General features: G+C 56.0%; 12 protein-coding genes and 1 tRNA gene. 6 read left to right on the forward strand and 7 right to left on the reverse strand.

Annotated elements, in window-relative coordinates:
* Window positions 1-18 precede the first annotated feature (18 nt).
* Both ACFOWX_RS02190 and ACFOWX_RS02195 read right to left on the reverse strand, forming a co-directional pair.
* Window positions 19-261 (reverse strand): DUF2312 domain-containing protein, encoded by a 243-nt coding sequence (locus ACFOWX_RS02190; protein ID WP_381420834.1) that lies wholly within the window; start codon window positions 259-261, stop codon window positions 19-21.
* Window positions 262-318: 57 nt separating this feature from the next.
* Complete coding sequence (locus tag ACFOWX_RS02195) at window positions 319-627, reverse strand: DUF1244 domain-containing protein (protein WP_381420836.1); 309 nt, start codon at window positions 625-627, stop codon at window positions 319-321.
* A gap of 133 nt (window positions 628-760) precedes the next feature.
* On the opposite strand from ACFOWX_RS02195, the gene pyk reads away from it, so the two are divergent.
* From pyk to ACFOWX_RS02210, 3 genes are all read left to right on the forward strand, one after another.
* Window positions 761-2209, forward strand: coding sequence for a pyruvate kinase (pyk, locus tag ACFOWX_RS02200; RefSeq protein ID WP_381420838.1), 1449 nt, complete (start codon window positions 761-763; stop codon window positions 2207-2209).
* 129 nt (window positions 2210-2338) lie between these two features.
* Complete coding sequence (locus ACFOWX_RS02205; protein ID WP_381420840.1) at window positions 2339-9667, forward strand: DUF7507 domain-containing protein; 7329 nt, start codon at window positions 2339-2341, stop codon at window positions 9665-9667.
* A 5-nt stretch (window positions 9668-9672) separates the two neighbouring features.
* A complete protein-coding gene (locus ACFOWX_RS02210; RefSeq protein ID WP_381420842.1) occupies window positions 9673-13365 on the forward strand; it encodes a hypothetical protein in 3693 nt (1230 codons plus the stop codon).
* 67 nt (window positions 13366-13432) lie between these two features.
* Here the strand turns inward: ACFOWX_RS02210 and ACFOWX_RS02215 are convergent, their stop codons facing one another.
* Window positions 13433-13696: a hypothetical protein gene (locus ACFOWX_RS02215; RefSeq protein ID WP_381420845.1), complete on the reverse strand. Its 264-nt coding sequence runs from the start codon at window positions 13694-13696 to the stop codon at window positions 13433-13435.
* Between the two features lie 209 nt (window positions 13697-13905).
* Here ACFOWX_RS02215 and ACFOWX_RS02220 point away from each other — a divergent pair.
* From ACFOWX_RS02220 to ACFOWX_RS02230, 3 genes are all read left to right on the forward strand, one after another.
* Window positions 13906-13992: transfer RNA gene (locus ACFOWX_RS02220), tRNA-Leu, on the forward strand.
* A gap of 148 nt (window positions 13993-14140) precedes the next feature.
* The gene (locus tag ACFOWX_RS02225; protein ID WP_381420847.1) at window positions 14141-15391 is read left to right on the forward strand and encodes a putative DNA modification/repair radical SAM protein; all 1251 of its coding nucleotides are present in this window, start codon (window positions 14141-14143) and stop codon (window positions 15389-15391) included.
* Window positions 15388-16236: a TIGR03915 family putative DNA repair protein gene (locus ACFOWX_RS02230; protein WP_381420849.1), complete on the forward strand. Its 849-nt coding sequence runs from the start codon at window positions 15388-15390 to the stop codon at window positions 16234-16236. Before ACFOWX_RS02225 ends, ACFOWX_RS02230 begins: the two co-directional genes overlap by 4 nt.
* Window positions 16237-16264: 28 nt before the next feature.
* Here ACFOWX_RS02230 and ACFOWX_RS02235 read toward each other — a convergent pair whose 3' ends face one another.
* The 4 genes from ACFOWX_RS02235 to ACFOWX_RS02250 form a co-directional block, all read right to left on the reverse strand.
* The gene (locus ACFOWX_RS02235; protein ID WP_381420851.1) at window positions 16265-16489 is read right to left on the reverse strand and encodes a hypothetical protein; all 225 of its coding nucleotides are present in this window, start codon (window positions 16487-16489) and stop codon (window positions 16265-16267) included.
* A complete protein-coding gene (locus tag ACFOWX_RS02240) occupies window positions 16489-20709 on the reverse strand; it encodes a translocation/assembly module TamB domain-containing protein (RefSeq protein WP_381420853.1) in 4221 nt (1406 codons plus the stop codon). Before ACFOWX_RS02240 ends, ACFOWX_RS02235 begins: the two co-directional genes overlap by 1 nt.
* Complete coding sequence (locus ACFOWX_RS02245; protein ID WP_381420856.1) at window positions 20709-22946, reverse strand: autotransporter assembly complex protein TamA; 2238 nt, start codon at window positions 22944-22946, stop codon at window positions 20709-20711. The genes ACFOWX_RS02240 and ACFOWX_RS02245 overlap by 1 nt, the downstream gene beginning before the upstream one ends.
* A gap of 264 nt (window positions 22947-23210) precedes the next feature.
* Window positions 23211-25109: an ATP-binding protein gene (locus tag ACFOWX_RS02250; RefSeq protein ID WP_381420858.1), complete on the reverse strand. Its 1899-nt coding sequence runs from the start codon at window positions 25107-25109 to the stop codon at window positions 23211-23213.
* Window positions 25110-25214: the final 105 nt, after the last annotated feature.

Raw genomic sequence — 25214 nt, forward strand, 5'->3', positions numbered from 1 at the left:
CATGGGATCCTTATATATTTATGCTAAGCCTAATGCGGATTTATAGGTGTCCAATATCGCTTCCATTTCTTGACGATCATTGGTTTCCATCGCGCGCAGCCGCACGATCTGCCGCATGATTTTGGCGTCATAGCCTTGGCTCTTGGCTTCGCTATATACATCGCGAATATCATCGGCGATGCCCTTTTTCTCTTCTTCGAGCCGCTCGATACGCTCAATAAAAAGGCGCAATTGATCGGCCGCTACTGTGCCTTCGGACATGATGGTCTCCTCAATATGTAAAGGGGCTGGATTGTCCCCGAATCAATGCGGCATGCCTTAACCAGCAGCTTTGTTTTTCGCCACGCTTGTTTTCATTTTTTCCAATTGTTCTGCCGTCGCTTCGCTTTGGAAGCGTGCCTTCCATTCATTCATCGGCATGCCGTGGATCAATTCGCGTGCCTGATCCTTGGTCATGGTGCCGCCGTCTGCATGGTCGGCGGCCATCACCCAATCGGCGAGGCAATTGCGGCAAAAACCAGCGAGGCCCATTAAATCGATATTCTGCGCATCATGCCGGTGCTGCAGATGCGCGACCAGTTGGCGAAATGCTCTGGCAGCAGCGGCATCGGATATTGCTTGTGTCATAATGGCCCTCAAAAATAATCCTGTTTCGTAGCGTCATAGGGCTTTCGCCCCGACTCTCTCGCCGCTATGGAGCAGAAATTGATTTTGTTCAATTTACCTATCAATTTGATTATTTAGCATACCGGAGCCGATTTTGAGCCAGATTCCACAGCCGCGAAACCGCAAAGTCCGTATTTTGGCCACATTGGGCCCGGCCAGTGACACGCCGGAAATGATCGAAAAGCTGTTTATAGCCGGGGCTGACGCTTTCCGCATCAATATGAGCCATGGGGAACAAGCGGATAAGGCAAAGCTGGTCACCGCGATCCGCGCTCTCGAAAAAAAGCATAACCGGCCAACCACCATCCTTGTTGACCTGCAAGGACCAAAATTGCGCGTCGGCAGCTTTGCCGAGGGCAAGGTCATGTTGGAAACCGGGCGGACATTTACGCTTGATGACAACGATGTCGACGGCGATGCAAGCCGGGTGTACCTGCCGCATCCCGAAATTTTTGCGGCTTTGGAAGAAGGTACTCGGTTGCTGCTTGATGACGGAAAGCTCGTTTTGCGCGTAACGTCGGTTAGCGCGAGCAGGATTGAAACGCGGGTTGAGGTTGGCGGGGCATTATCCAACCGAAAAGGCTTAAATGTTCCCGATGTTGTTGTGCCGGTGGCAGCGCTGACGGATAAAGATAGGTCTGACCTATCCTTTGCGCTCGCGCAGGGGGTCGATTGGATTGCGATGAGTTTTGTGCAGCGACCCGAAGATGTCGCCGAAGGCCGCAAATTAATTGGTGGAAAAGCTGCTTTGCTTGCAAAAATTGAAAAGCCAGCAGCAATCAACCGGCTGGAGGAGATATTGGAACTCGCCGATGCCGTCATGGTGGCTCGCGGCGATCTGGGCGTTGAATTGCCGCCCGAAGAAGTGCCGCCGTTACAAAAACGGATTGTTAGCACGGCGCGCCGTATGGGCCGTCCGGTGGTGGTCGCCACGCAAATGCTCGAATCGATGATTACGTCGCCTTCGCCCACCCGCGCCGAAGTTTCCGACGTGGCCACCGCCATTTATGACGGCGCAGATGCGATCATGCTGTCGGCGGAAACGGCGGCGGGTGACTGGCCGATTGAGGCTGTTTCCATTATGGACCGGATTGCCAAACAGGTTGAAACCGATCCGGATTATTATGCCCGTGTTCACTTTACCGAAACCCGTCCCGATGCCACAACGGCAGATGCATTGGCGGCGTCCAGCTCCGCCATTGCGCAGACCGTCGATACCAGCGCCATCATCTGCTTTACCTCGTCTGGTTCGACGGCGCGCCGTATTGCCCGCGAACGGCCATCGGTTCCGATCCTCGTCCTAACCCCGCATGAAGAAACCGCGCGCCGCGTCGGGTTGCTATGGGGCGTATTCGCCGTCCATACGCGCGATATTGGCAGTTTTGAGGAAATGGTGGCTAAGGGCAAACGGATGGCGCTGCGCTATAATCTGGGACAGGCCGGTGCCCGGCTGATTATGCTCGCCGGCGTTCCATTTGGTACGCCCGGCTCAACCAATGTGCTGCATGTCGTTCGTTTAACGGGCGATGAGTTGAAGAAATAAGCAAAGCCCGTGGCCAGAAGCAAAGTATTGTAAAATAGAGTATAATCGAACCCGCCTTTACCACAAATTAACTACACTAGCGCCAACGCTCCATTTCGGACCGAAAAAGGTCGAATGTGGAGATAAAAAGTGGTTGCTTCAAAAAAACAGGGTTCGTTTCATACATCAATTGGCAGCGTTCCAAAAACGCAGTGGCTGACCAAAGCCAAATGGCTCGCTGGGGCGTCGGCTTTCGCAGCCAGCACGGCCGCCATGGCGGCACCGCCGCTTATTTTGACGCCAACCGGTCAACCCACAGTCGTGGGCGCAGGCCTGAACGAACGTGCGCTGTGGAGCAACGCAGGTACCGTCGGCGGGCAAAATGTCGACATCGTTGCGGAAGTTGTCACTGGCACGATTGATCATGAACTGCGCACCGACGGCGCTGGCTACCCATCTATCTTGTCGCGCGGCGTGGAAGATATCTGGGTTCGCTGGTATCTCTACCGCGCCGGAACGCACAACATCACAACAAATAGCGGCGGCACACCCGTTGTCGCCGATGTCCACATTCAATTTAACGACATTGATGGCCCTAATAATGAACGAGTCTATGTCCCTGTCTGTTCAGGCGCTGTGCAATGGGTCCGTATTGATGCCGACGCAACAACCGGCCGTGCCTTTGGTACGGTAGCGGGCCGCAATGAAATTTTCAGCTTGATCGGCGATCAAAATTACGCGGAACAACCGATTTCCGGATTAGAGATTTTTTACCCCGATAGCAGCACATTCGAAATGGGCCGCCGCGCAATTGGCGGGCCAGGCATCCAAAGCTTCCGCGTTATCATGGGGCCGCCGACCTATTCGGCATTTGATACACTCGACTATGAATGCGGTGATTTCGTGCCGCCGATTGCCAATGATGATAGCCAAGAAGGCATCATTGGAACGCCAACTGTCATCAACATTTTAAACAATGACAGCAATTCTACAAACAATGACAATGGCCCGAATAACAACACGTTGTTGCCATCGGAATTTGCAAAATCAACGGTCAGCCTGGTTGCACCCGCTGGCGCGACAGGGATACAGACGGACGCAAAAGGCGACGTCATCGGCTTTACCGTTCCGGGCGAAGGTGCTTGGGCCTATAATGATAACACAGGCGAGCTGACCTTCACGCCCGATCCAAGCTTTAAGGGCAGCGCAACGCAAATCGACTATACGTTCGACAATGCGCTCGGCGTGCCATCCAACGCCGCGACGGTAACTGTTTGGTATCCCGCCATCGGCGTGGTCAAAAGCGCGACTTTCAATGATGCAAATAGCGACGGTTTTGCGCAAGTTGGCGAGACAATCGACTATATTTATACCGTCAATAGCTATGGCATCGAACCGCTTGAAAATATTACCATTTCCGAAACTGGCTTTACTGGCGCAGGCACTGCGCCAACGCCGGTTTACTCCAGCGGTGATACCAACAGCGATAACCGGTTGGACCTGACCGAAACATGGATCTATACCGCAACCTATGCCCTTATCGCAGCCGACCTGACCGGCACAGGCATCACCAACAGCGCGACTGCAGGCGGGCAGACGGCGGGCGGAACATCGGTTAGCGATGTTTCGGATTCCTCCAATCCCGCCGACGGCAATGGCAGCGGCACATCTGGCCCTGGTCCAGATAATGGCGATCCGACCGTCACGCCTTTTGCGATCAAACCAATTGCAGCATCCAATGACAGCCAAACCGGCACAATCTTCGCCAATAGCGGTGCAGCCAGCGCCTATAACGTCTTTGACAATGATACGCTGAATAGCGCGGCGGCAGACCCGTCGAATGTGGCGCTGACCATTACAACCCCGGCGAGCAATGCAGGCGTCACGTTGGACACAGCAACGGGTCTGGTATCGGTTGCTCCCGGCACGCCCGCGGGCAGCTACACGATTGATTATCAAATTTGCGAAATCGGTAACCCATCAAATTGCGCCAATGCGCAGGCAAGCGTCGTGGTGACCGCAGCTACGCCTATTTCAGCCGCCACTGATTCTCCGCCCGCCGTGCCATCCGTGGCCGGGGGCAGCGACATAGTGAACGCGCTTGCGAACGATATGCTGAATGGCAATCCCGTAAATATTGCGGATGTAAATCTGACAGTCGTGACACCAGCCGCCAATCCCGGGGTCACACTCGACACCGCAACTGGCCTTGTCTCGGTTGCGCCAGGAACGCCAGCAGACAGCTACAGCATTGAATATCAAATTTGCGAAGCCGCCAACCCATCCAATTGCGCGATCAGCACCATTAACGTGGTCGTGAATGCGACGCCAATTTTGGCTGATAATGACAGCGCAGGTCCGGTCAATGGCAATGCGGGGTCAATGGCCGTCATCAATGCCTTTACCAACGACCGTTTGAATAACGCACCGATAAATGCGGGTGACATTACGGCAACGGTGACCGCGCCCGCGGCCCCGATAAACGGAGGTCCGGTCCCCACGCTGAATCCAGCATCGGGTGACGTCGATGTGCCAGCCGGTACCCCAGCGGGCAGCTACGTCATTGGTTACGAAATATGCGAAACGGCAAGTCCGGCCAATTGTGAAAGCGCGCAAGTTACGGTTAATGTCGTGGCCGCGCCAATCGCCGCGACTAACGATAATACCGCACCGGTTAATAGCGCCTCGGGCGGCGCCAACCTAGTGAATGTTTTGGGCAATGACAGCCTCGACAGTGCGACTCCGACACCTGCGGTCATTGACCTGACCATCGTAACGCCAGCATCCAATGCAGGCGTTACACTTGACCCGGCAACGGGTAATGTGTCGGCTGCCCCGGGAACGCCCGCGGGGAATTACAGTATCGTTTATCAGATTTGCGATGCGTTAAACCCAGCAAACTGCGCGATGGCGACCGTTACAATACCGGTCGGCGCATCGCCGATTACCGCCAATACGGATAGCCCCGCACCCGTCAGCGGGATTAGCGGCGGTAACGATATTATCAACGCCTTTGACAATGACCGTTTGAACGGACAGCCTGTTGATCCAGCTGACATTACAGCAACAATCACAACGCCTGCAACGCCCGCCAGCCCCGGCGCATCTGTGCCCGTGCTCGACCCTGCAACCGGCCTTGTTGATGTGCCTGCTGGAACGCCAGCGGGAACCTACACCATCAATTATCAGATTTGCGAGACTCTGAACCCCTCAAACTGTGCGAATAGCAGCGTCATGGTTGTGGTAACCGCCGCTCCGATTTCAGCAGATGCCGACACGCCAGCGCCTGTGAATGGCACCAGCGGCGGCAATGACATTATCAACGCTTTTGACAATGACCGCTTGAACGGACAGCCTGTTGATCCAGCTGACGTTACAGCCACGGTGACAACGCCTGCAACGCCCGCCAGCCCCGGCGCGCCGATCCCTGCGCTGGACCCTGCAACCGGGCTTGTTGATGTGCCTGCTGGAACGCCAGCGGGAACCTACACCATCAATTATCAGATTTGCGAGACTCTGAACCCTGCCAATTGTGCAGACAGCGTCGTTACGGTCGTCGTCGACGCCGCACCTATCGCTGCGCAAAATGATAGCGCTGGGCCGGTCACCACTGCTGCGGGGGGCGCGAACCTTATCGACGCGCTCGCTAATGACAGTTTGAATAATATTCCAGTTGTGCTGGCGGATATTGATTTGACAGTCACCAGCCCGGCTTCCAACCCTGGGGTCACTTTGGACCCTGCGACTGGCCAAGTATCGGTAGCCCCCGGCACGCCAGCGGGCAATTACACGATCGGGTATCAAATTTGCGAAAAGTTGAACCCAGCCAACTGTGCAACAGCAACGGTTGCGGTTGCGGTTAACGCTACGCCGATTGCGGCAAGCAATGACATGCCTGCGCCAGTCAACGGCACCGATGGCAATCCAAATGCCATCAATGCCTTCACCAATGATCAATTGAACGGACAGCCGGTTGATCCAGCTGACATTATTGCCACCATTACCACCCCTGCGTCGAACCCCGGCGTTGTCATCGATCCCGTCACAGGCACTGTATCCGTTGCCCCCGGCACACCGGCGGGCAGCTATGCGATTTCCTACGAAATTTGTGAGCGCGGCAACCCGGCGAATTGCCAAAGCGCTGTAGTCAATGTGGTTGTTGAAGCATCTGCTATTTTGGCCGATGCGGACACGCCAGCGCCAGTCAACGGCACCAGCGGCGGTAACGATATTATCAACGCTTTTGACAATGACCGCTTGAACGGACAGCCTGTTGATCCAGCTGACATCACAGCAACAATCACAACGCCTGCAACGCCCGCCAGCCCCGGCGCATCTGTGCCCGTGCTCGACCCAGCAACCGGGCTTGTTGATGTGCCCGCTGGAACGCCTGCCGGCACCTATACCATCAATTATCAGATTTGCGAGACTCTGAACCCCGCCAATTGTGCCGACAGCGTCGTTACGGTCGTTGTCGAGGCCGCGCCTATCGCTGCGCAAAATGACAGCGCGGGGCCGGTCACCACTGCTGCGGGGGGCGCGAACCTTATCGATGCGCTCGCCAATGACAGTTTGAATAATATTCCAGTTGTGCTGGCGGATATTGATTTGACCGTCACCAGCCCAGCTTCCAACCCTGGGGTCACTTTGGACCCTGCGACTGGCCAAGTATCGGTAGCCCCCGGCACGCCAGCGGGCAATTACACCATTGGCTATCAAATTTGCGAAAAGTTGAACCCAGCCAACTGTGCAACAGCAACGGTTGCGGTTGCGGTTACCGCTACGCCGATTGCGGCCAATGCCGACACGCCAGCTCCTGTGAATGGCACCAGTGGCGGCAGTGACATTATCAACGCCTTTGACAATGACCGCTTGAACGGACAGCCTGTTGATCCAGCTGACATTACAGCAACAATCACAACGCCTGCTACGCCCGCAAGCCCCGGCGCGCCGGTTCCTATGCTCGACCCTGCAACCGGCCTTGTTGATGTGCCTGCTGGAACGCCAGCGGGAACCTACACCATCAATTATCAGATTTGCGAGACTCTGAACCCTGCCAATTGTGCAGACAGCGTCGTTACGGTCGTGGTCGATGCTGCACCTATCGCTGCGCAAAATGATACGCCGCCACCTGTAAACGGCCTGAATGGTGCCAGCAACATCGCTAATATATTTGGCAATGATACGCTGAACGGCGCAGCTGCGACGGCGGCGAATGTTACCTTGTCAGTAACCAGCCCAGCCGCCAATCCCGGCGTTACACTGGATCCGGTTTCCGGCAACGTATCGGTTGCGCCTGGAACACCGGCTGGCACCTACAGCATTGGTTATGAAATTTGCGAAAGGTTGAACCCGTCCAATTGTGCAACGGCAACCGTTATTGTGGTTGTGGAATCTGCAGCAATAAATGCGGCGCCCGATACGCCTGCGCCTGTTAATGGGGCCAATGGCGGCAGTGATATTATCAATGCGTTCGGTAATGATAGGCTGAACGGCAATCCCGTCGATCCAGCAGACATCACCGCGACGATTACGGCCCCCGCTGCTCCAGCAAACCCAGGTGCATCTGTGCCCATGCTGGATCCTGCAACCGGCCTCGTCGATGTGCCCGCAGGAACGCCCGCTGGCACCTATACGATTGGGTATGAAATTTGTGAAAGGTTGAACCCTGCCAACTGCGCGCAGAGCGAAGTGACGGTAGTGGTTGAAGCGCCGGCGATCACGGCGGCAACCGATATGCCCGCACCCATACGCAGCGGTATCGGCAATCCTAGCGCCATCAACGCCTTTGCCAACGATACGCTGAACGGACAGCCGGTGGACCCAGCGGCGATTACCGCGACCATCCTCACGCCTGCGACGGACCCGGGCGTTGCGCTCGATCCAGCCACCGGCAATGTGTCGGTTGATCCAACCGTTCCTGCCGGGACCTACACTATCGAATATCAGATTTGTGAGCGGCTAAACCCAACAAACTGCGCAATCAGCACAGTGACCGTGGTGGTTGAACCTCCGGTCGGCGGCATATCGGGAACAGTCTATACCGATCTGGACGGCGACCGTATTCCCGGTGAAGGCGAACCTCGCCGTGCGGGCTGGACCGTCGAGATTGTCCATAATGGCGCGGTGGTTGCCACCGCCATTAGCGATGCCGAAGGTAATTATTCTGTCCCCGGCTTGTCCAGCGGCCCCGGATACGAAGTTCGCTTCCGCAGTCCAGAAAACAATGTCGTCTATGACGTCATCCGCGACATGACGGTTGGCAATAATCAAACGTTGGTTGACCAGAATCAGCCAATTGATCCATCGGGCGTCATCTATAACTCGGTTACCCGCACCCCAATTTCGGGGGCAACCGCGACGTTGACCGGCACAAATGGACTGCCGCTGCCCGACATTTGCTTCGTCAGCGCCAGCCAGCAAAATCAAACCACGGGCGCGAGCGGTGAATATCGCTTCGACATTGTTCCGGGCGCTGCGCCGCAATGCCCAGTGGGTGAAACCGAATATCGCATTACCGTGAACCCGCCTGCTGGTTTCGCCAACGATTCATCGGTCATATTACCGCAAGCTGGACCATTTGATCCAACCGGGCTTTCTGCCCCGGTCCGCATCTCTCCGGAAAATGGCGCACCCTTGGCGGCTGACCCAGTCTTTTATCTGAACTTCAGATTGGCGAATGGCGATCCCGATATTATCAACAACCATATCGCGCTCGATCCATTCACGCAGCGTCCGCCGCTGATTGTGACCAAAACATCGCCAAAACGGACTGCCAATGTCGGCGACGTGGTGCCTTATGAAATCACTGTCCGCAATGCCGACAATGTCCGCCGCGCTGGCGTCGATGTCGTCGATATATTGCCGCCCGGAATGAAATATGTGCTGGGCACGGCAACGGTTAATGGCACCGCGCAGGAACCCGAGGCAACCAATGGCAATCGTCAGCTTGTCTGGCGCAGTCAGGTGATCCCGGCAAACGGCTCGGTCAAATATAATCTTGCCTTGGTGGTCGGCGCTGGCGTTACAGGCGGTGAGAAGGTCAATACCGGCCTTGCCCAAAATACCGCAGACGGCACCGCTATCTCCAACCGCGGAACATCGGTCGTGCAAATTGTGCCGAGCGCCGTGTTCGATTGTTCAGAGCTTCTCGGCAAGGTGTTTGAGGATACCAACCGCAATGGATATCAGGATGAAGGCGAACCCGGCGTTCCCGCCGTCCGTCTGGCAACCGTCAATGGTCAGTTGATCACGACGGATGAATATGGCCGCTATCACATTGCCTGCGCCGCGGTGCCCGATGCCCGTATCGGTTCAAACTATGTGCTGAAACTCGATACACGCACCCTGCCTCTGGGCTGGGAACCAACGACAGATAATCCGCGCTCCATCCGTTTGACCCGCGGTAAATTTGGCGAGCTCAACTTTGGCGTCGCGCCAAAGGAACCTTCCGCCAACCGTGACGAGAAGGGGGAGTAAGCGCCATGAAAAATATTCAGGACACAAAAAGCATGATTAAATCAGCACAAAATAGCTGGGCCGTTCGTTCGTCGCTGGCCGCAGCAATGGCTGTTTCACTTCCGGCGGCTGTCCATGCCGAGGATGACGCAAATAGCACTATTGGCGCTGCTATCGCCGCCGAAACGGCTATCGTATCCCAACAACCGGAAATCATCTTCATCCCCGGAACAGGGACTGCGCTGGTTCAAAACGCTGTTCAACCGGTAAGAGCATCCGCATCGCCGATCGCAATTGCCGTTGCTACAGCGCCAGCGGTCAGCGCCAGCGCCAGCGCATTGACGCCGGATGCTGCAGCAAGCGAGGGTAAGCCCGCTGCGCCTGTGCAGGCAGATGAATTTAACATTCAATTTCGCGCAGACACTTTAATCGTGCAGCCGGTGTTGAATGTCGGCCTGATGGATTCGGAACGCACCGCAGCGGCCGGACAAACGGTTTCTTTCTTGGGTTATAGCAACTACCCGGCCTTCATTGAAAAAGGCGAGCTTCGTATTTTCCGCGCAACCCAATCACCGGACGGCGAACCATTGGCGGTCATTCCGGTCGATCAAAATGGCACAGCGCCCTGGCAAGTGCCGGACAACGGACCGTCGGCGCTATTCTATGTCTACCGCGTCTATGCCAAGGACGGTAAATTCGACGAAACGGCCGCACAAGAGCTAACCATTGTCGACAAAGCGGTCGCCGATACCATGGCGAAGAAGCTGGTGACCCGTCCCAATTTCGGCAAAATTGATGAAGCCGCCCGGCGCACCATCGACCTGTCTGGCATCATGGCGACGGTCACCGGTACAGCCGATCCAGATAGCGATATTGTCCGCGTTTCCGGCCAATTCGTGCCAGTCGATGCAGACGGCAAATTTGCGGCGCAGCAGATCGTATCGCGCCAGGATGGCGATATGCAGGTGAGCATTTCGCGCGGCGGAAAAGAAGTTATGCGCACTTCACAAAGCTTTGCCGCGCCCAAGGATGACTGGTTCATTGTCGGCCAAGGCGAAGTGACATTGGGCAAAAGCTTTGGCAGCGGCCCCGCCAGCATCGTCAGCGGCGACAGTCTTGCCGACGGAAGCTATGCCATCGGACGGGGTGCTTTTTATGCAAAGGGCGTTGTCGGCGACGATGTCCGGGTCACCGCTTCGCTCGATACAGGTGAGACGCTGGTCAAAGATTTGCTCAGCAACCTGGACCGCAAAGATCCACGTCAGCTGCTCCGCCGGTTGAACAGCGATCAATATTATCCCACCTATGGCGACGATTCGACATTGGTCGAAGACGCGCCAACACAGGGCCGCTTCTATCTGCGCGTCAATAAGGATGCGAGCCAGCTGGTTGTCGGCAATTTCGTGACCCAAATTAACGGCGCAGAATTGGCGCAATTGGACCGCGGATTATTTGGCGCGCTTGTCGATATTAACAGCAAAGCCGTCACCGGATTTGGAGAGCGGAAATTGCAGCTGACCGGTTTTGCCTCCGATCCCGGCACAGTGCCAGGGCGTGAGGAATTTCGCGGCACAGGCGGATCGCTCTATTTCCTCAAACGTCAGGATATCTCAGTTGGATCCGAAAGGCTGCGCATCGAAGTGCGCGACCGGGAAACTGGCTTGGTATTGGAAAGCCGCGATTTGCATCCGCAGCAAGATTATGACTTTGATCCATTCCAAGGCCGTTTAACATTGCTCAGTCCGCTTGCCTCAACCGCTGCCACAGGCAGCACGGTGCGCGAAGGAAGCTCAGCGGGCAATGTCCCGGTTCTGGTGGTGCGTTATGAATACACGCCGCCGATCGGCAGCCTCGATGGTTATACCGTAGGCGGCCGGGCATCGGGCTGGCTGACCGATGATGTGCGTTTGGGCATTACCGGGCAACGCGATACGGTCGAACAAGCGGATCAGACCGTGCTCGGTGCCGATATATTGCTGCGCGTGACCGCTGGCACATATGTCAAAGCGGAAATAGCGCAAAGCGATGGCCCCGGATTTGGTCAGTCCAATTCCATTGATGGCGGGCTTAGCTTTACCGATATTGCCAATCCCGGAACCACCTTGAAATCGAAAGCATGGCGGACCGAGGCTGGCATCAACTTTGCCGAGCTAACCGGTAAAAGCGGTGACTTGGGTTCGGCATCGGCCTATTATGAAAATCAGGATGCGGGCTTTTCCTCCGCTGGCCGGTTGACGCCTGCCGATACCGAAAGATGGGGTTTCGGCGTGACAGTTCCCGTTGGCACTTTATCGTTATCGGCAAAATATGACACGCTGACATCGGGTAGCGCAGGCCAAAGCGAGACCGGGACAATTGACATTGCCAATAAATTTGCCGTTGGCACAGGCAGTGTCACAGCCAAAGCGGGCCTTCGTTATGAAGACCGCACGCCCGGCCTGCTGTATAACAGCGTGCAAGACGGCGAGCGCACCGATGCCGCGGCAGAAATTGAGTATAAGCCCGGCGGCACCAATTTGGCGCTTTACGGTTTTGGTCAAGCCACATTGGAGCGCGATGCAGCGCGCAGCCGCAACAACCGTGCAGGCGGCGGGATCAAGGCCGAATTGTCCGAGCGCCTGTCGCTTAATGGTGAGCTTTCTGGCGGCGATGGCGGGCTGGGCGCCGATGTGCAGCTTAACCACCGATTGAGCGAGGGTAGCGAAGCCTATGTCGGCTATGCGCTATTTGCCGATCGGACCGATACCGGCCTCGACAGCCAGAATATCTTTACCCGCTCCAATCGGGGCACATTAACCCTAGGCGCGCGGCAACGCTTTACCGATAGCCTATCGGTATATGGCGAAAACCGCGTTGGCATTGGCGGCACCGCTCCGTCGCTGACCCGCAATTTCGGTCTGCGCTTTGACCCATCAGAAAAGCTGTCTTTCACCGGCAGTTTTGAAAATGGACGGATTGATGATGCCACCACGGGCCCGTTCAAACGGACAGCGGCAAGTATCGGCGTTGGCTATACTGCCGAAGATGTGCGGGTGGGCACCTCGATTGAGCTGCGCAATGAAACCGGCGTGGGCCGGGATCAAACCGTATGGCTGTGGCGCAATGATTTTAGCTATGCGGTCAATCCTGACTGGCGTGTTTTGGGCCGGTTCAATATCGCGCAGGCGGATAATGAAGGCCCGTCGATCCGTGCGGCGGAATTTACCGAAGCTGTTGCTGGCTTTGCCTACCGCCCGGTCAATAATGAACGGTTAAACGCGTTGGTTCGTTTCACCTATTTCGAAGATTTGGGTCCCGCAGGTCAAGTAACAGGTTCAGGCACCACCGAAAGTCCGAAACAGGTTTCATCCATCGGTAGCATTGACATTAACTATGACCTCAGCCGCAAATTCACGCTAGGCGCAAAATATGGCTATCGTTCGGGCCGCGTTTCATTGGCCCGCGACAGCGAAGTTTTCGTCAGCTCCGATGCGCATTTGGGTGTTGTCCGGCTGGACTATCATCTGAATAAAGAATGGGACATTACGGCGGAGGGCCGGGCATTATGGGTCACAGCGGCCGATGATAAACGGCTCGGCGCATTGGGCGCAGTGTACCGTCATTTGGGCAATAATGTGAAATTGGGTGTCGGCTATTCGCTGTCCGATTTCTCCGATGATTTGACCGACCAAAGCTATAGCAGCCACGGACCTTTCATCAATATTTTGGGCAAATTCTAACGATAACCGGGCGCAGCATTGTGATTGCCGATGCTGCGCCCTGTTTTGCCCCTGACCCCGCCGTTTATTAATAAAATTCCGTTACCGACATCGCGCCGCGTTGGCTGATCTGCCGGTCCGTTTTTTGATCGCTTACTTGGCTGGAACGAAAGGTGATCCGTTCGGCTTTCACAATCTGCGCACTGGCCTTGCCAACAGCGGTTGCTGCGCGGGCATTGACGGGCGGTGATACTGGCTTGTCCGCCGCCGCCCAGTTGAATGATACGGCCGCAGATTGCCCTGCGCCTGTTGGAACGGCGGCAAGTAGCAACAAGGGTAAAGAGTTTATCATCAAACGTGATTAACGCTGTTTAACCATATCAGAGCAAGCGCCGTTTCTGGTTAACAGGGCTTAATGCGTCTCATTTCCGAATTTTTACGGCTAGCTTGCAATGCCATGCCCCAAAATGCGACATATTGACGGGCTGATCTTTATTGCAAATCGCGGTTGCGCCAATTGTTACCTGTTGCTAATGGCGCGCATCACCATGTCAGGGCTGTGCGGCCATGGCGGAATTGGTAGACGCGCAACGTTGAGGTCGTTGTGGGCGAAAGCCCGTGGAAGTTCGAGTCTTCTTGGCCGCACCAGACAATATCAGAAACGCCCCTGCGAGTTCCGTGCAGCGACGGCGCGCCAACGCCAAGCTTCAACCATTTTCGCAAGTTGCTGCCGATAAAATGTGCAGCGCAGAAACAATATTTGTTCTTTTTATGTTCTGTGTGCTACATGCTGCATATGGCGCAAAAATCGACGATGGAAAAGCTGGCTATTTTGGCGGATGCCGCGAAATATGATGCGTCCTGCGCGTCGTCGGGAACGGCGCGCCGTGATTCGGTAGGTACCAAAGGCATCGGGTCCACAACGGGCATGGGAATCTGCCATAGCTATGCGCCCGACGGGCGGTGTATCTCGCTGCTGAAAATATTGCTGACCAATTTCTGCATTTTCGATTGCCGTTATTGTATCAACCGCGCCTCCAGCAATGTTGAAAGAGCAAGGTTCAGCGTGGATGAAGTGGTGCAGTTGACGCTGAACTTCTACAAACGCAATTATATTGAGGGCCTGTTTTTGTCCTCCGGCATTATTCGGTCATCCGATTATACGATGGAGCAAATGGTCGAAATTGCCCGCCGGCTGCGCGAAGATCATCTGTTTGGCGGCTATATTCACTTGAAAACTATACCCGATGCGGACCCCCGTTTGATCGACCTAGCGGGGCGATATGCGGACCGATTGTCGATCAATATTGAGCTCCCCACCGAAGCGGGCCTGGCTGCTTTTGCGCCGGAGAAAAACGCGCCTTCCATTCGCAAAACGATGGGCGCGGTGAAAATGAGGCTACTGGAAAGCGCGGGCGAACACAAAGCGGCAAAGTTGATGAAAGCAAAACCGCCGCGTTTTGCGCCCGGGGGGCAATCGACGCAGATGATTGTCGGTGCGGACAATAGCCTTGATGCGGATATTTTGCAGACTTCGACAAGCCTCTATTCCGATTATGGTCTGCGACGGGTTTATTATTCCGCCTATAGTCCGATCCCCGACGCAAGCAGCGACCTGCCGCCCGTGCGCCCGCCCTTGCTGCGCGAACACCGGCTGTATCAGGCCGATTGGCTGCTGCGTTTTTACGGTTTTAACCGTGACGAGATATTGGAGGGCGCGCCCAATGGTATGCTCGATCTAGCCGTCGACCCCAAATTGGCCTGGGCATTGCAGCGGCGGGAGGAGTTTCCGGTCGATATTAACCGAGCTCCGCGCGAAATGTTGCTGCGTGTTCCCGGCCTTGGCATCAAAAGCATTCAGCGTATCATCGCAGCGCGCCGTCAAGGGGCGCTGCGCTTTGGCGATGTGGCGCGGATCGTGCGTTCCTTGAAAATCGCAAAGGCATTCATCATTTGCGCAGACTGGCATCCCGGCGGGTTAACCGACAGCGCAGATTTACGTGCACGCTTCCTGCCGCCGCCACGGCAAATGGCGCTGATGTTATGATAGAGGTTGTCATCGAAAGCCCGGATGATTTTGATGCTTGGCGGGCCAAGGCTAGAGGCTTGCTGCGGATCGGGGCGCATCCGGCCGATGTCCATTGGCGCATGGCGCAAGACGCGCCGTCTTTATTTTCGGGCGGCGCCGCGATTGCGCATCGACCTGCTGCAGCTTCTCTGCCTGCCATTCATAACGCTGTGCCAAAAATATTCCTAGCGCTCGCTCAAATCGCGATGCTGCACCGCGATGAGCAGCGTTTCGCAAGGCTATATTCGATATTATGGCGGCTGCAGTCCGAACGCGGATTGCTGTCACGGCGGAACGATGATGATATCGGCTGGCTGCATGACAGGGCCAAATCGGTCCGGCGCGATATTCATAAAATGCACGCTTTTGTCCGGTTTAAGAAAATAGGCGAAAATCAGGATGGCCGAGAGGCTTTCGCGGCTTGGTATGAACCCGATCATTATATCACCCGCCATACTGCCGGTTTTTTTCGTAAGCGTTTTTATGGCATGGATTGGGCCATTATCACGCCGCATGCACGCGCCATTTGGCAGGATGAGATACTATGCTTTGGTCCCGGCGGAGAGCGCAGCGAGGTGCCCATCCATGATGTCATCGACGATCAATGGCGAACCTATTATGGCGCGATTTTCAATCCAGCGCGCATCAAGATAAAGGCTATGCAGTCCGAAATGCCGAAAAAATATTGGAAGAATTTGCCGGAAGCCGATCAAATATTGCCGTTGCTGATCGAAGCGCCGGACAGGGTGAAGGCCATGCACGAAAAAGCGGTACAAGCGGCCAATCCAAAAGCAGAAAAATGGCAGGCCATGCTGGAGCGGTAGCGATGCGGCAGAATTACGAGTTATCGCTTTATTTCTTCGCTGGAACAAAAGCGCCCTTGGCCGGCGGTGCGGCCTCGCTGCCTAACTCTGATTTCATTTGTGCATCGAGGTCGCGTTCGATCTTTTGGGCTTTTTGCTGCAATTCCTTTTCGGTCTCTGCATAGTCCGTTTCAAAATCATTCGAACAAGCCGGTAAGGTCATCACGACCACAGCTAGGATTATCAGCATGGGCGATTTGGTATGCGGGCGCATCAATAATCCTTTCGGTAGCGCACATTGACGTTGGAGCTGCCAAAACTGCTAAACTGGCTGAGCACCGATAGCGCAGGCGTCAGGCTGATTTCTATCTGACTAGCGGTATAGCCGCGGGCGTCGGTCACAATCTCTACATAAACATCGTTGGTGATATATTGACCAAAAGCAACCGATGTCCCGCGGCCATTTTCCTGATCCGCCCCCAATATACGCAGCCGGTCAATACCGCTCGATGCTTGCAAAACGCCCAGCGGGTTTAGCCCGCCGCTGCCGCCGCGCAAACTGTTTAACGATGCGGCCAGTTGCACCGCCTGAATGGCATTCAGCTCTCCGACTGAATTGCCGAATAATATTCGGGCCATAATTTCGTCCTGCGGCAATGTGGGCGTCGACGAAAATGTGATATCAGGATTCAACCCAGTCCCGCGAATAGTGACCTGCGTCGTCACGCCTTCTATCTCACTGGTTGCTGCGATCCGGACGCTTGGATTGACTGCCGGCCCGTTGAAGGAAATACGCCCTGTTTCCAATTGGAATGACCGTCCGGCGAATCCCAAAGTACCTCGCACCAGATCCACCCGGCCGGTTATACGCGGCGCATCCGTCGTACCGCTGATTTTCAGGTCGGACGACCATTCGGATTCCAGTCCCATGCCTGATATATAAAGCTGATTTTCGGCAACAAGCGCGATATCAAGCTGCCAATTGGACGGCAGGCTTTCAATAGGGTCGGGGTCACCGGTGATTCGGGCGTTCCGCAGGGGCGGTTTTCGCCTGACGCCGGTTAATTTGGCGACATTTGCCGACCCTTGCCGGACAATGCGGTACCGGGTTTCGGGAAGGCGCAATGTGCCGCGTATCACCGCTGGCGAATTGGCGCTGTTGGTTATCGAAATGCGTCCGCTTGCTTCCGATGCAATTAAATCATTTTGGGCAAGGCGGGCATTGTCGAGGTCCAGGTTCAGCTGCACCGGAAATCCTTGCGCCGATGACAGGCTGACAAAGCCGCTACCGCTCACACTGCCTTTGCCTGCTTTGGCGGTTAACTCGCTCACCTGCAGCTGATCATTGGTAAAACGCCCACGCAGCCGCAATTGGGTCAGCCGCGTGCCATAAGCGGCATTTTCGTAAATCAAGTCATTGGCACGCACAACACCCGACAGCTGCGGGCTGGCAACACGGCCCGAAAAATCGGCGGCAACGCCGATATTCCCAGCCAGATTTTGATCCGGGAGCGCCGCGAGGGAGAATAGCGCATCAGCCGGGCCATTATAGCGGATCCCGCCGGATAACGGTGCCTGCATCAGCCTATCAACCCATGGTCCGGCACCGGGCGGCAATGGCCGCAAATCCACCTGCATCCGGCCCACAGCGGCGCCGCGCCGCCGAATAACCAGACGCGCGTTGCCGCCATCGGGCAGCAAACGGCCAACCAAATTTATATCGACAGGCAGGCTCTGGCTCGCCAGGCTGGTGCGGGTAAAATCGTTCAATTGGAGCCGCGCATCGGCCTGAGGAAAGGCGCGAGACGAAGCCTGATACCAATCCAAACTGCCGGTCGCAGTCCCCCCTATCCCAAGCGCGGGAAACATTGGATTCAGCGCCGCCAGATTGACGCCGGTCAGCCGCGATTCAATATCAATGGCATCCCCGTAACTGCCCGCTAATTGCACCTTGCCATTTGCGACATTGATCGTCGCCGGCAATATTTGATATTCGTTGCTGCGCGGAATGATGCGAAGCGGGGTTGCGGTTGCGATATCCAAGCCGTTGACGCGGCCCTTTGCTGCCACCCGCCATAGCTCTGGCGCAAGATCAGCATTGATCGCCATCCGAAACGGAGCGCCGCTGCGTCCTTCGGCAAAAATCTGCGCTGTGCCGCTTTCGCCGCGATAGTTTATTTTGGCGCGGGCAAGCGCAATTTGTGCGCTGTTAATGGTCGCATTGGAAAGCTGCACATCGGCAATGATCTGCGGCTTGTCGAATAGGATTATATCCGCATCAGCAATCGCGCGTCCGGCGGTTAGCTGCGCGGGTCCAGACAGGCGCATGTTATTGCCGGCGGCGTCTATGATAAGCCTTTGGCTATTTTGGTAGGATGATAGGGTGATGGTGCCGTCAAATCCTTGCCCTGCGCCGATTAACTGCCCGGCAAAGGGCCCTGCCGGGGTCTGATTGATCCGGCCGGAAACCGCTATCCCGGCAAAATCGGCGCGGCCAATATCAACGGTCAGCGGTCCGCCTCCCGCCAATATGCCGACATCTGCTGAAAACGGACCATAGCTGGTATCACCCGCCGCTATGACGTCATAGCCTCGCTGGCTTCCGCGCACGGTCGCGACCACATTAGCCATTCCAATCCCAAATCCCGGACGCGGCGCGGCAATGCGCGCGACAGGCGCGGCCACCGATCCTGTCAGGCGAAGCCCAAGCGGTCCATATTGAGCGGAATTGCCGCTGGCCGCGAAATCCAGTCCGCCGGAGGGTGTGTAGCTGCCGCTCCCCTGCGTCAGGCGAAAGGAGGGTGCCGCCAGCCGCGCCGATGCAATGCGGATAACCCCATCGGTGCCATAACGCACATTGGCGGTTACAAAACTATTCCCGCCCAGAAATTCGCGCGCGCCGTCGTTGAATATCCGGGTCGAGCGCGCCTTCACTGTGCCGGTCAGCGCAAAACCGGTTACCTGTGTTTCCACATCCACATCGGTTTCGATGTTGAAAATACCGACGCTTTCGATGCGGTAATCATTCACCCGGCCATTGAGCGCCGCTGTATATCGGCCGCTGTTCAAATCCGCAGCAACGATCGCGGTCGCGTCGATCCGCCGCGAGGTGATCTTCAGATCATCGGACAATATACGGTTATTGGCATAGGCCAAATTGCCCGACAGCCGCACGCCCGTTAGCAATTCACCCGCCGCTTCATTCAATCCCGCGATGCGATCCGCACGGGCCGTTACCGGGATGATCGTGCGGTCCCTGTTAATACGGCTTTCGCCGCTTGCGATAAGCCCCAATATTGCGGTTTCATCAAAGGCAAGACGGCCAGCCTGAAGATTATAGGCCACAAGCGGCCGCGCCCATTGGTCATTCAGAAGCGCGCGAAGCCGGATATTTTCGCCCGACATATTGGCCGCAAGCGCGGCTGGCCGTTTTAGCCGAATGAACACCGCAAGATCATCGAAACTATTGTCACCAAAATCCACGATGCCATTGGTGCCCGCGTCAAAATTGGCAGATGCGATGCCGCCATATATTTGAGCGCGCCGATCATCGAGGTCAGCGCGCATGTCGATATAGGTTAAAGGCGCAAATAGCTGCGCCGCCTGACCCTCTAAGAAGGGCCCAACTGCAAAATTACCAGACGCGGTGAAACGGCTTTCACGTCCGGTAAGAGCCAGATCAGCCCATTTGTCCCCGCCCGATAATCCGGTCAGCTGCCCTTCCCATTTGGCCCAGTCGCCTTTGCCTGACAGGGTGATGTCCAATGGCTTAGCAACACCGGACAGGCCAGCGAGCAAGCCATCGGCTGGAGCAGTCAGGCGGGCGTCAACATCGAAAATATTATCATCGGGCACCGCATCCAACACCAATTTCAGCATATCGCCGCCTGCCATACCGCTGTCCTCGCTCGCCGCCGCATCGATGCGTATTTGAGCCCTGCGGTCGGCAATTTTCGCCGAGCCAGAAAAGCGCGCCAGGTGGCGTTTCCCGGTCACAGCCTCAGCAATATCAATTTGGTCAATCGTCAACCGGGCAATGTCGATATCAATATCGGGCAGCAACGGATCGTCGCTATCCGGAACCTCCTTAAACTCCGGCAGCCTCAGCATATTGACGCGTTTCGCGGTCAGGCTGTTTATATCCACATGATTGGACAGCAGTGCAAATGGCGACCAATCCAGCTGCGCGTGCGGCACAGATGCAAAATCACCCTTGGGGTCGGCTATGGTAAGATCATGAATTTCCAGCTGGTCATAAATCGATCCGTCCAGCCTGCCCGCCTTAACCTTCATCCCATTTTCAAATGTCATCGCCTCTATCTGGCCAATGATAAAACGATGCCCAGATTTGCTGTCGAGCCAGATATAGCCCGAAAATGCCGCGACTATCACCACCAGTAATGCCGCCGACAAGCTCGCAAAAATGCGTTTGGGCCAGCTCCACCGCGTGACTTTGACCGTATCGTTATATTCGTTGGTGCTATCGTCGGTCATCAAAATGCCTGACCGATCGAAACATAAACCGACACACGGCTTTCCCCCGGGCGGCGGTTTATCGGGGTTGCGATGTCCAGCCTTACTGGTCCAAAATTGGTGTAAAACCGTCCGCCAATGCCCACTCCGAAACGCCAATCGTCAAATTGCGGCGTGCTTTGCGTATAGACTTGTCCAGCATCGACAAAAGCCACCACGCCATAGCTGCCGAAACGATAGCGCGCCTCCGCCGATGCTTCAACAAGGCTGCGCCCGCCAATCGGCTGGGATAGGGTTGGGCTATCCTCTTCATCAGGATCATTGGGGTCAAAATCCGGGTTGGCAAATTCCGCTCTCGGCCCCAGCTCTTGAAAACCAAATCCGCGCACAGATCCCCCGCCGCCGCCGTAATAGCGGCGCGACGGCGTGATATTGGCCCGCTTCGCGCCGAGTATACTGCCGACGCGCAGACGGCTTGCAAATACAAAATTATCCATCAGCGGAACATAGCTCGCCGCCTCGGCGACCGTCCGCGCATATATTTGCTGGCCGCTGCCCAAAGATACCTCGGGCGATAAGCGGAGATTCAGCCGGTAGCCCTTTGTGGGATCAAGCAAGCTATTGGAACGATCATAACCGAGCTGCCCCGGCAATGCGAAAATCAGATAATTGTCGGTCACGAGCCCCAGCGTGTCCACGTCAAGCTCCCGTTCCCGGCTGCCCAATAACTCAAATCCATAACTATAGGTCCAGCGCTTTTGCCAGATCGGAGTGGACTCGCGCGAGATCCGCCCGGCCAGACGGATGCTTTCCGCTCGAAATGCTTCAAGATCGGACCGCTGCGCCGCGAGCGACAGTTCGGCGGCACGGTCCCGTTTGCCCGCGTTGGAACGCCGAAATGTAACGCCTAGGGCCTGCTCCTGTGTCCCGGCGACCGCACTGAGCGTCAGCGCGCCTTCGGGCGGGAACAGGTTGCGGTGGGTCCAACTGGCCTCTGCGCGAAATCCCTGACCGGTTGCATAACCGAGGCTGCCCGCGATGGTTCGCGCCGGGCCCGCCTCCTGACGGACCAGCAGGTCGGCATAGGCAGTCCCATCGGGCGCGGTCTCATCGCTATTTACCGCTTCAACCGAAATGGTGGACAATAACCCGGTCGACACCAGCGCCGCCCGCAAATCATCCAGTTTCCGAGCATCATACAGCTCGCCGGGTTTGAAACGGCGGAGCCTTTCAATATGCTCGCTACCGAATACCGGTTTATCGCCGCTGGTGATGATCTTACCAAAATAGCTGCGCGGCCCGGTGTCAACCGGCAGGGTATAGTCGCCCGTTTGTGTGTCGGGATCGAGCAATATGTCGCGCTGACCCACCTTTGCAAAAGGATACCCATAATTGGGCAGCGCAACCGAAATATTCGCCTCGGCCGCCAATATTTGTTCGGCGACAATCGGATCACCCGCTTTAGGTATAAAGTTGCGCGTGATCAGGTTGACCGGTTCAACCGGCGGCGCGTCGAAATCGATTATGCCCAGCCGATATCGCGGTCCAGGAATCGCGGTCAGGACGGCGGTAAGCTGCTTAGCCTCGTCGCCTTTTTCCTCTGTTGCAGCGCGGGTTGCGGCGTCATAAAAACCCTCCGACTGGAGTAAGTCGATAAGCAATTGCTGATCTTCGCGCAGGCGGGCCGCTACCATTGCCGCATTGGCCGCCTTTCCATCGCCCTCGGCCAGCGCCGACAGGCCGTCAAACCTGTCCTTAACCGAACGCAAGGCCGCGCGATCATCCTCCGCCTCCACACCATCACCGTCCAGCCCTTCAAGCCGGTAGCTATAGCGCAAGCTCGCCGCTTCATCTTCTGCAGCTTCGGTAGGCTGCGGCGGAGGTTCGGCGTCAAAATCGGTAATTGATGGCAGCGGTTCGTCAAGCTCAGGGTCATTTACCGGCGGATCGGGTAATAGCTCGTTAGGGTCGCGGTCTTCAAATGCGGGCAGCTGCGGCTCTGTATCTTCGCGCTCCTGCTCAGTGCGGTCATTGTCCTGCTGCTGCTGTTCCCATTCCTCGATCGTTTCGAGCGGCGTTTTGTCGGACGGGTCCAGTTCGGGAATTTCCGATTCAAACTCTTCATCTGAAAGGATCGGCTCATTGTCATTTTGAGTCTGGGCCAGTAACATTTGCGGAAATGAGAGCGCAGCTATGCCGACCGACGTGCGAAACAGCCAATAGACTGAATGTTTCGAGGCATAATTGCGAATGATCAAACGTCTTATCCAAATTCTATTGCTTGCACCGGCATTAAAACGCACTCAAGCGGATAAGGTTGCGCTTTGCAAGCTATGGTCGGCGAAGGAGCCGTGGAAGTGACACTTATCACCGATCGGTCGAATGGACGCTGAACGGAATATTCGTTATCAAAAGCCCTCTGACCGAGCGGCAAGGCGCAGCACCGGCTGATGCGCTTGTTTTTGGCGCACCAGTCGGCAAGTCTTTACCAAGAGGCCCGGACCGCCGGGCGGCAGAGAGAATTACCGCCCTTGCGAACGCCAGCGGCGCACGACGCGCTCCAATATCTCATCCTCGCCGCCGGTTTCCTGCCACAATTGTGAGAATAGCGGATCTTCAGATGCGGGCCGCTTTTCCTCTTCCAGCGTATCGAGAGCAACCCGCATGGGAATGGAGACGCCTTCGCCGCAGATAATAATCTCTCGGTTACGGAGCGCCGGGATCGCGTCGAGAAACCCGCGCGCACCCTCTGGCATTGCTGCCCGAACAAAGGCTTGGTCGCGGTCATTATTCAAACGCATCGATAATATTGTACCGCATTGCGACAAGACGCCTTCGGCCAAATCCGAAGGACGCTGCGTGATCAGGCCCAAAGAAACGCCATATTTACGGCCTTCCTTCGCGATGCGTTCCAAGATGGTCCGCACCGCGCTATCGCCTTGAATCTTATCCGACGGAATGTAACGGTGCGCTTCTTCGCAAACGAATAATATCGGCCGCTGCGGCTCGTTACGCGACCAGATCGCATAGTCAAAAACCAGCCGTGACAATACCGCGACCACGGTCGAGGTAATATCCGACGGCATGGAGGACACATCGATGATCGAAATCGGTTTACCGTGGCTCGGCAAACGGAAAATCTTCCCTATAAAATCCGCCATAGTGTCGCCAACCAGCATCCCGGAGAACATAAAATTATACCGCGGATCGGCCTTTAACTCGTCAATTTTGCCCTTGAGCCGCATATATGGCGCAGAGGTGCTGGCTTTATCCAGCTTGCCCATTTCATCCTGAATGATGCTGGTCAAATCGGATAGCAGATAGGGTATCGGCGCATCCACCGTCAGCTTGCCTACGCTCTCCGCCGCGCGGTTTTTCGACCGTGCCTTTAGCAGGCATTTGGCCAGAATATCGCAATCCATTTGCCGGTCATCGCCTTTCGAGGTGACGAAAACTTCGCAATGTTCCTTAAAATTCATAATCCAATAAGGCATGGCTAGGTTGTTCACATCATATAACGCGCCATTGGTTTTGAACGCCGCGCTATATTCGCCGTGCGGATCGACCATCACAATATGCCCTTCAGGGGCGAGATCGCAAATCCGGTGGAGGATCAAGGCGGCGCTGGTGGACTTACCGGTGCCGGTGGACCCCAATAGCGCAAAATGTTTGCCCAACATGGCATCAATATAGAGCGATGCGCGGATATCACGCGTGGGGAAAACCGTGCCGATGCCAATATTCGCGCGGGCATCGGTGGCATAAACCTGATTCATATCTGCGGTGGAGACAGCATATACTTCGGCGCCCGGAACCGGATAACGGGTCACACCGCGCCGGAAGTTATAGATTTTGCCGGTCAGCCTTTCTTCGTCGCCTTCGCCCAAAAAGTCGACAGCAGCGACAATCACACCGCTTTCGGTGGCGTGCAGTTTTTGGGTTCGGATGCTAGCGAGCAGCCATGTGCTGCCGATACGGATTTTGATCTGGCTCCCCACTTGCCCGGCCATGGCGAGGCTGGGGTCATCCAAACTCATCATTTTATTCAGCACAGCGCCGTCCAGGCTGACTTGCGAACCCGATCCTGCAATATCGGTGACAAATCCGATATGGTGGAGGCTGTTGGTGTTGCTGCCATCACCTTGCGGTTGACGCTGCTCGGCGGCGCGAGCTGGGCCATCGGCCGCAGGAGCCAAGGATACGGTTTGCGGGGGAACAGACGAAGCCTCTGCCGAAGCAGCAGGCGGCGCGGCCGGCGGCGTTACTGGCGTTGAGGCAGGCGCTGCTGCTGGTGCAGGCGGCACCGTATCACCATCTGTTTGATACGCAGGTGCAGGACCGGGTATCGCCCGCGCATTGCCATCTGCGTCCATGCCATAGGGCATTCCACCAGAAAAACTGCGACCGTCCCGAATATCCATTTTGATTACCCTATTTATTAAAATCTAGGGTTCGGCATAGGGGGACAAGGTAAAGAAATATTTACCATCGGGGCCGCGATCAATTTTGTGTGAAAGGACAAGGAT

Origin of the sequence: Sphingorhabdus arenilitoris (assembly GCF_042651485.1) — a bacterium.
Taxonomy (GTDB): Bacteria; Pseudomonadota; Alphaproteobacteria; order Sphingomonadales; family Sphingomonadaceae; genus Sphingorhabdus_B; species Sphingorhabdus_B arenilitoris.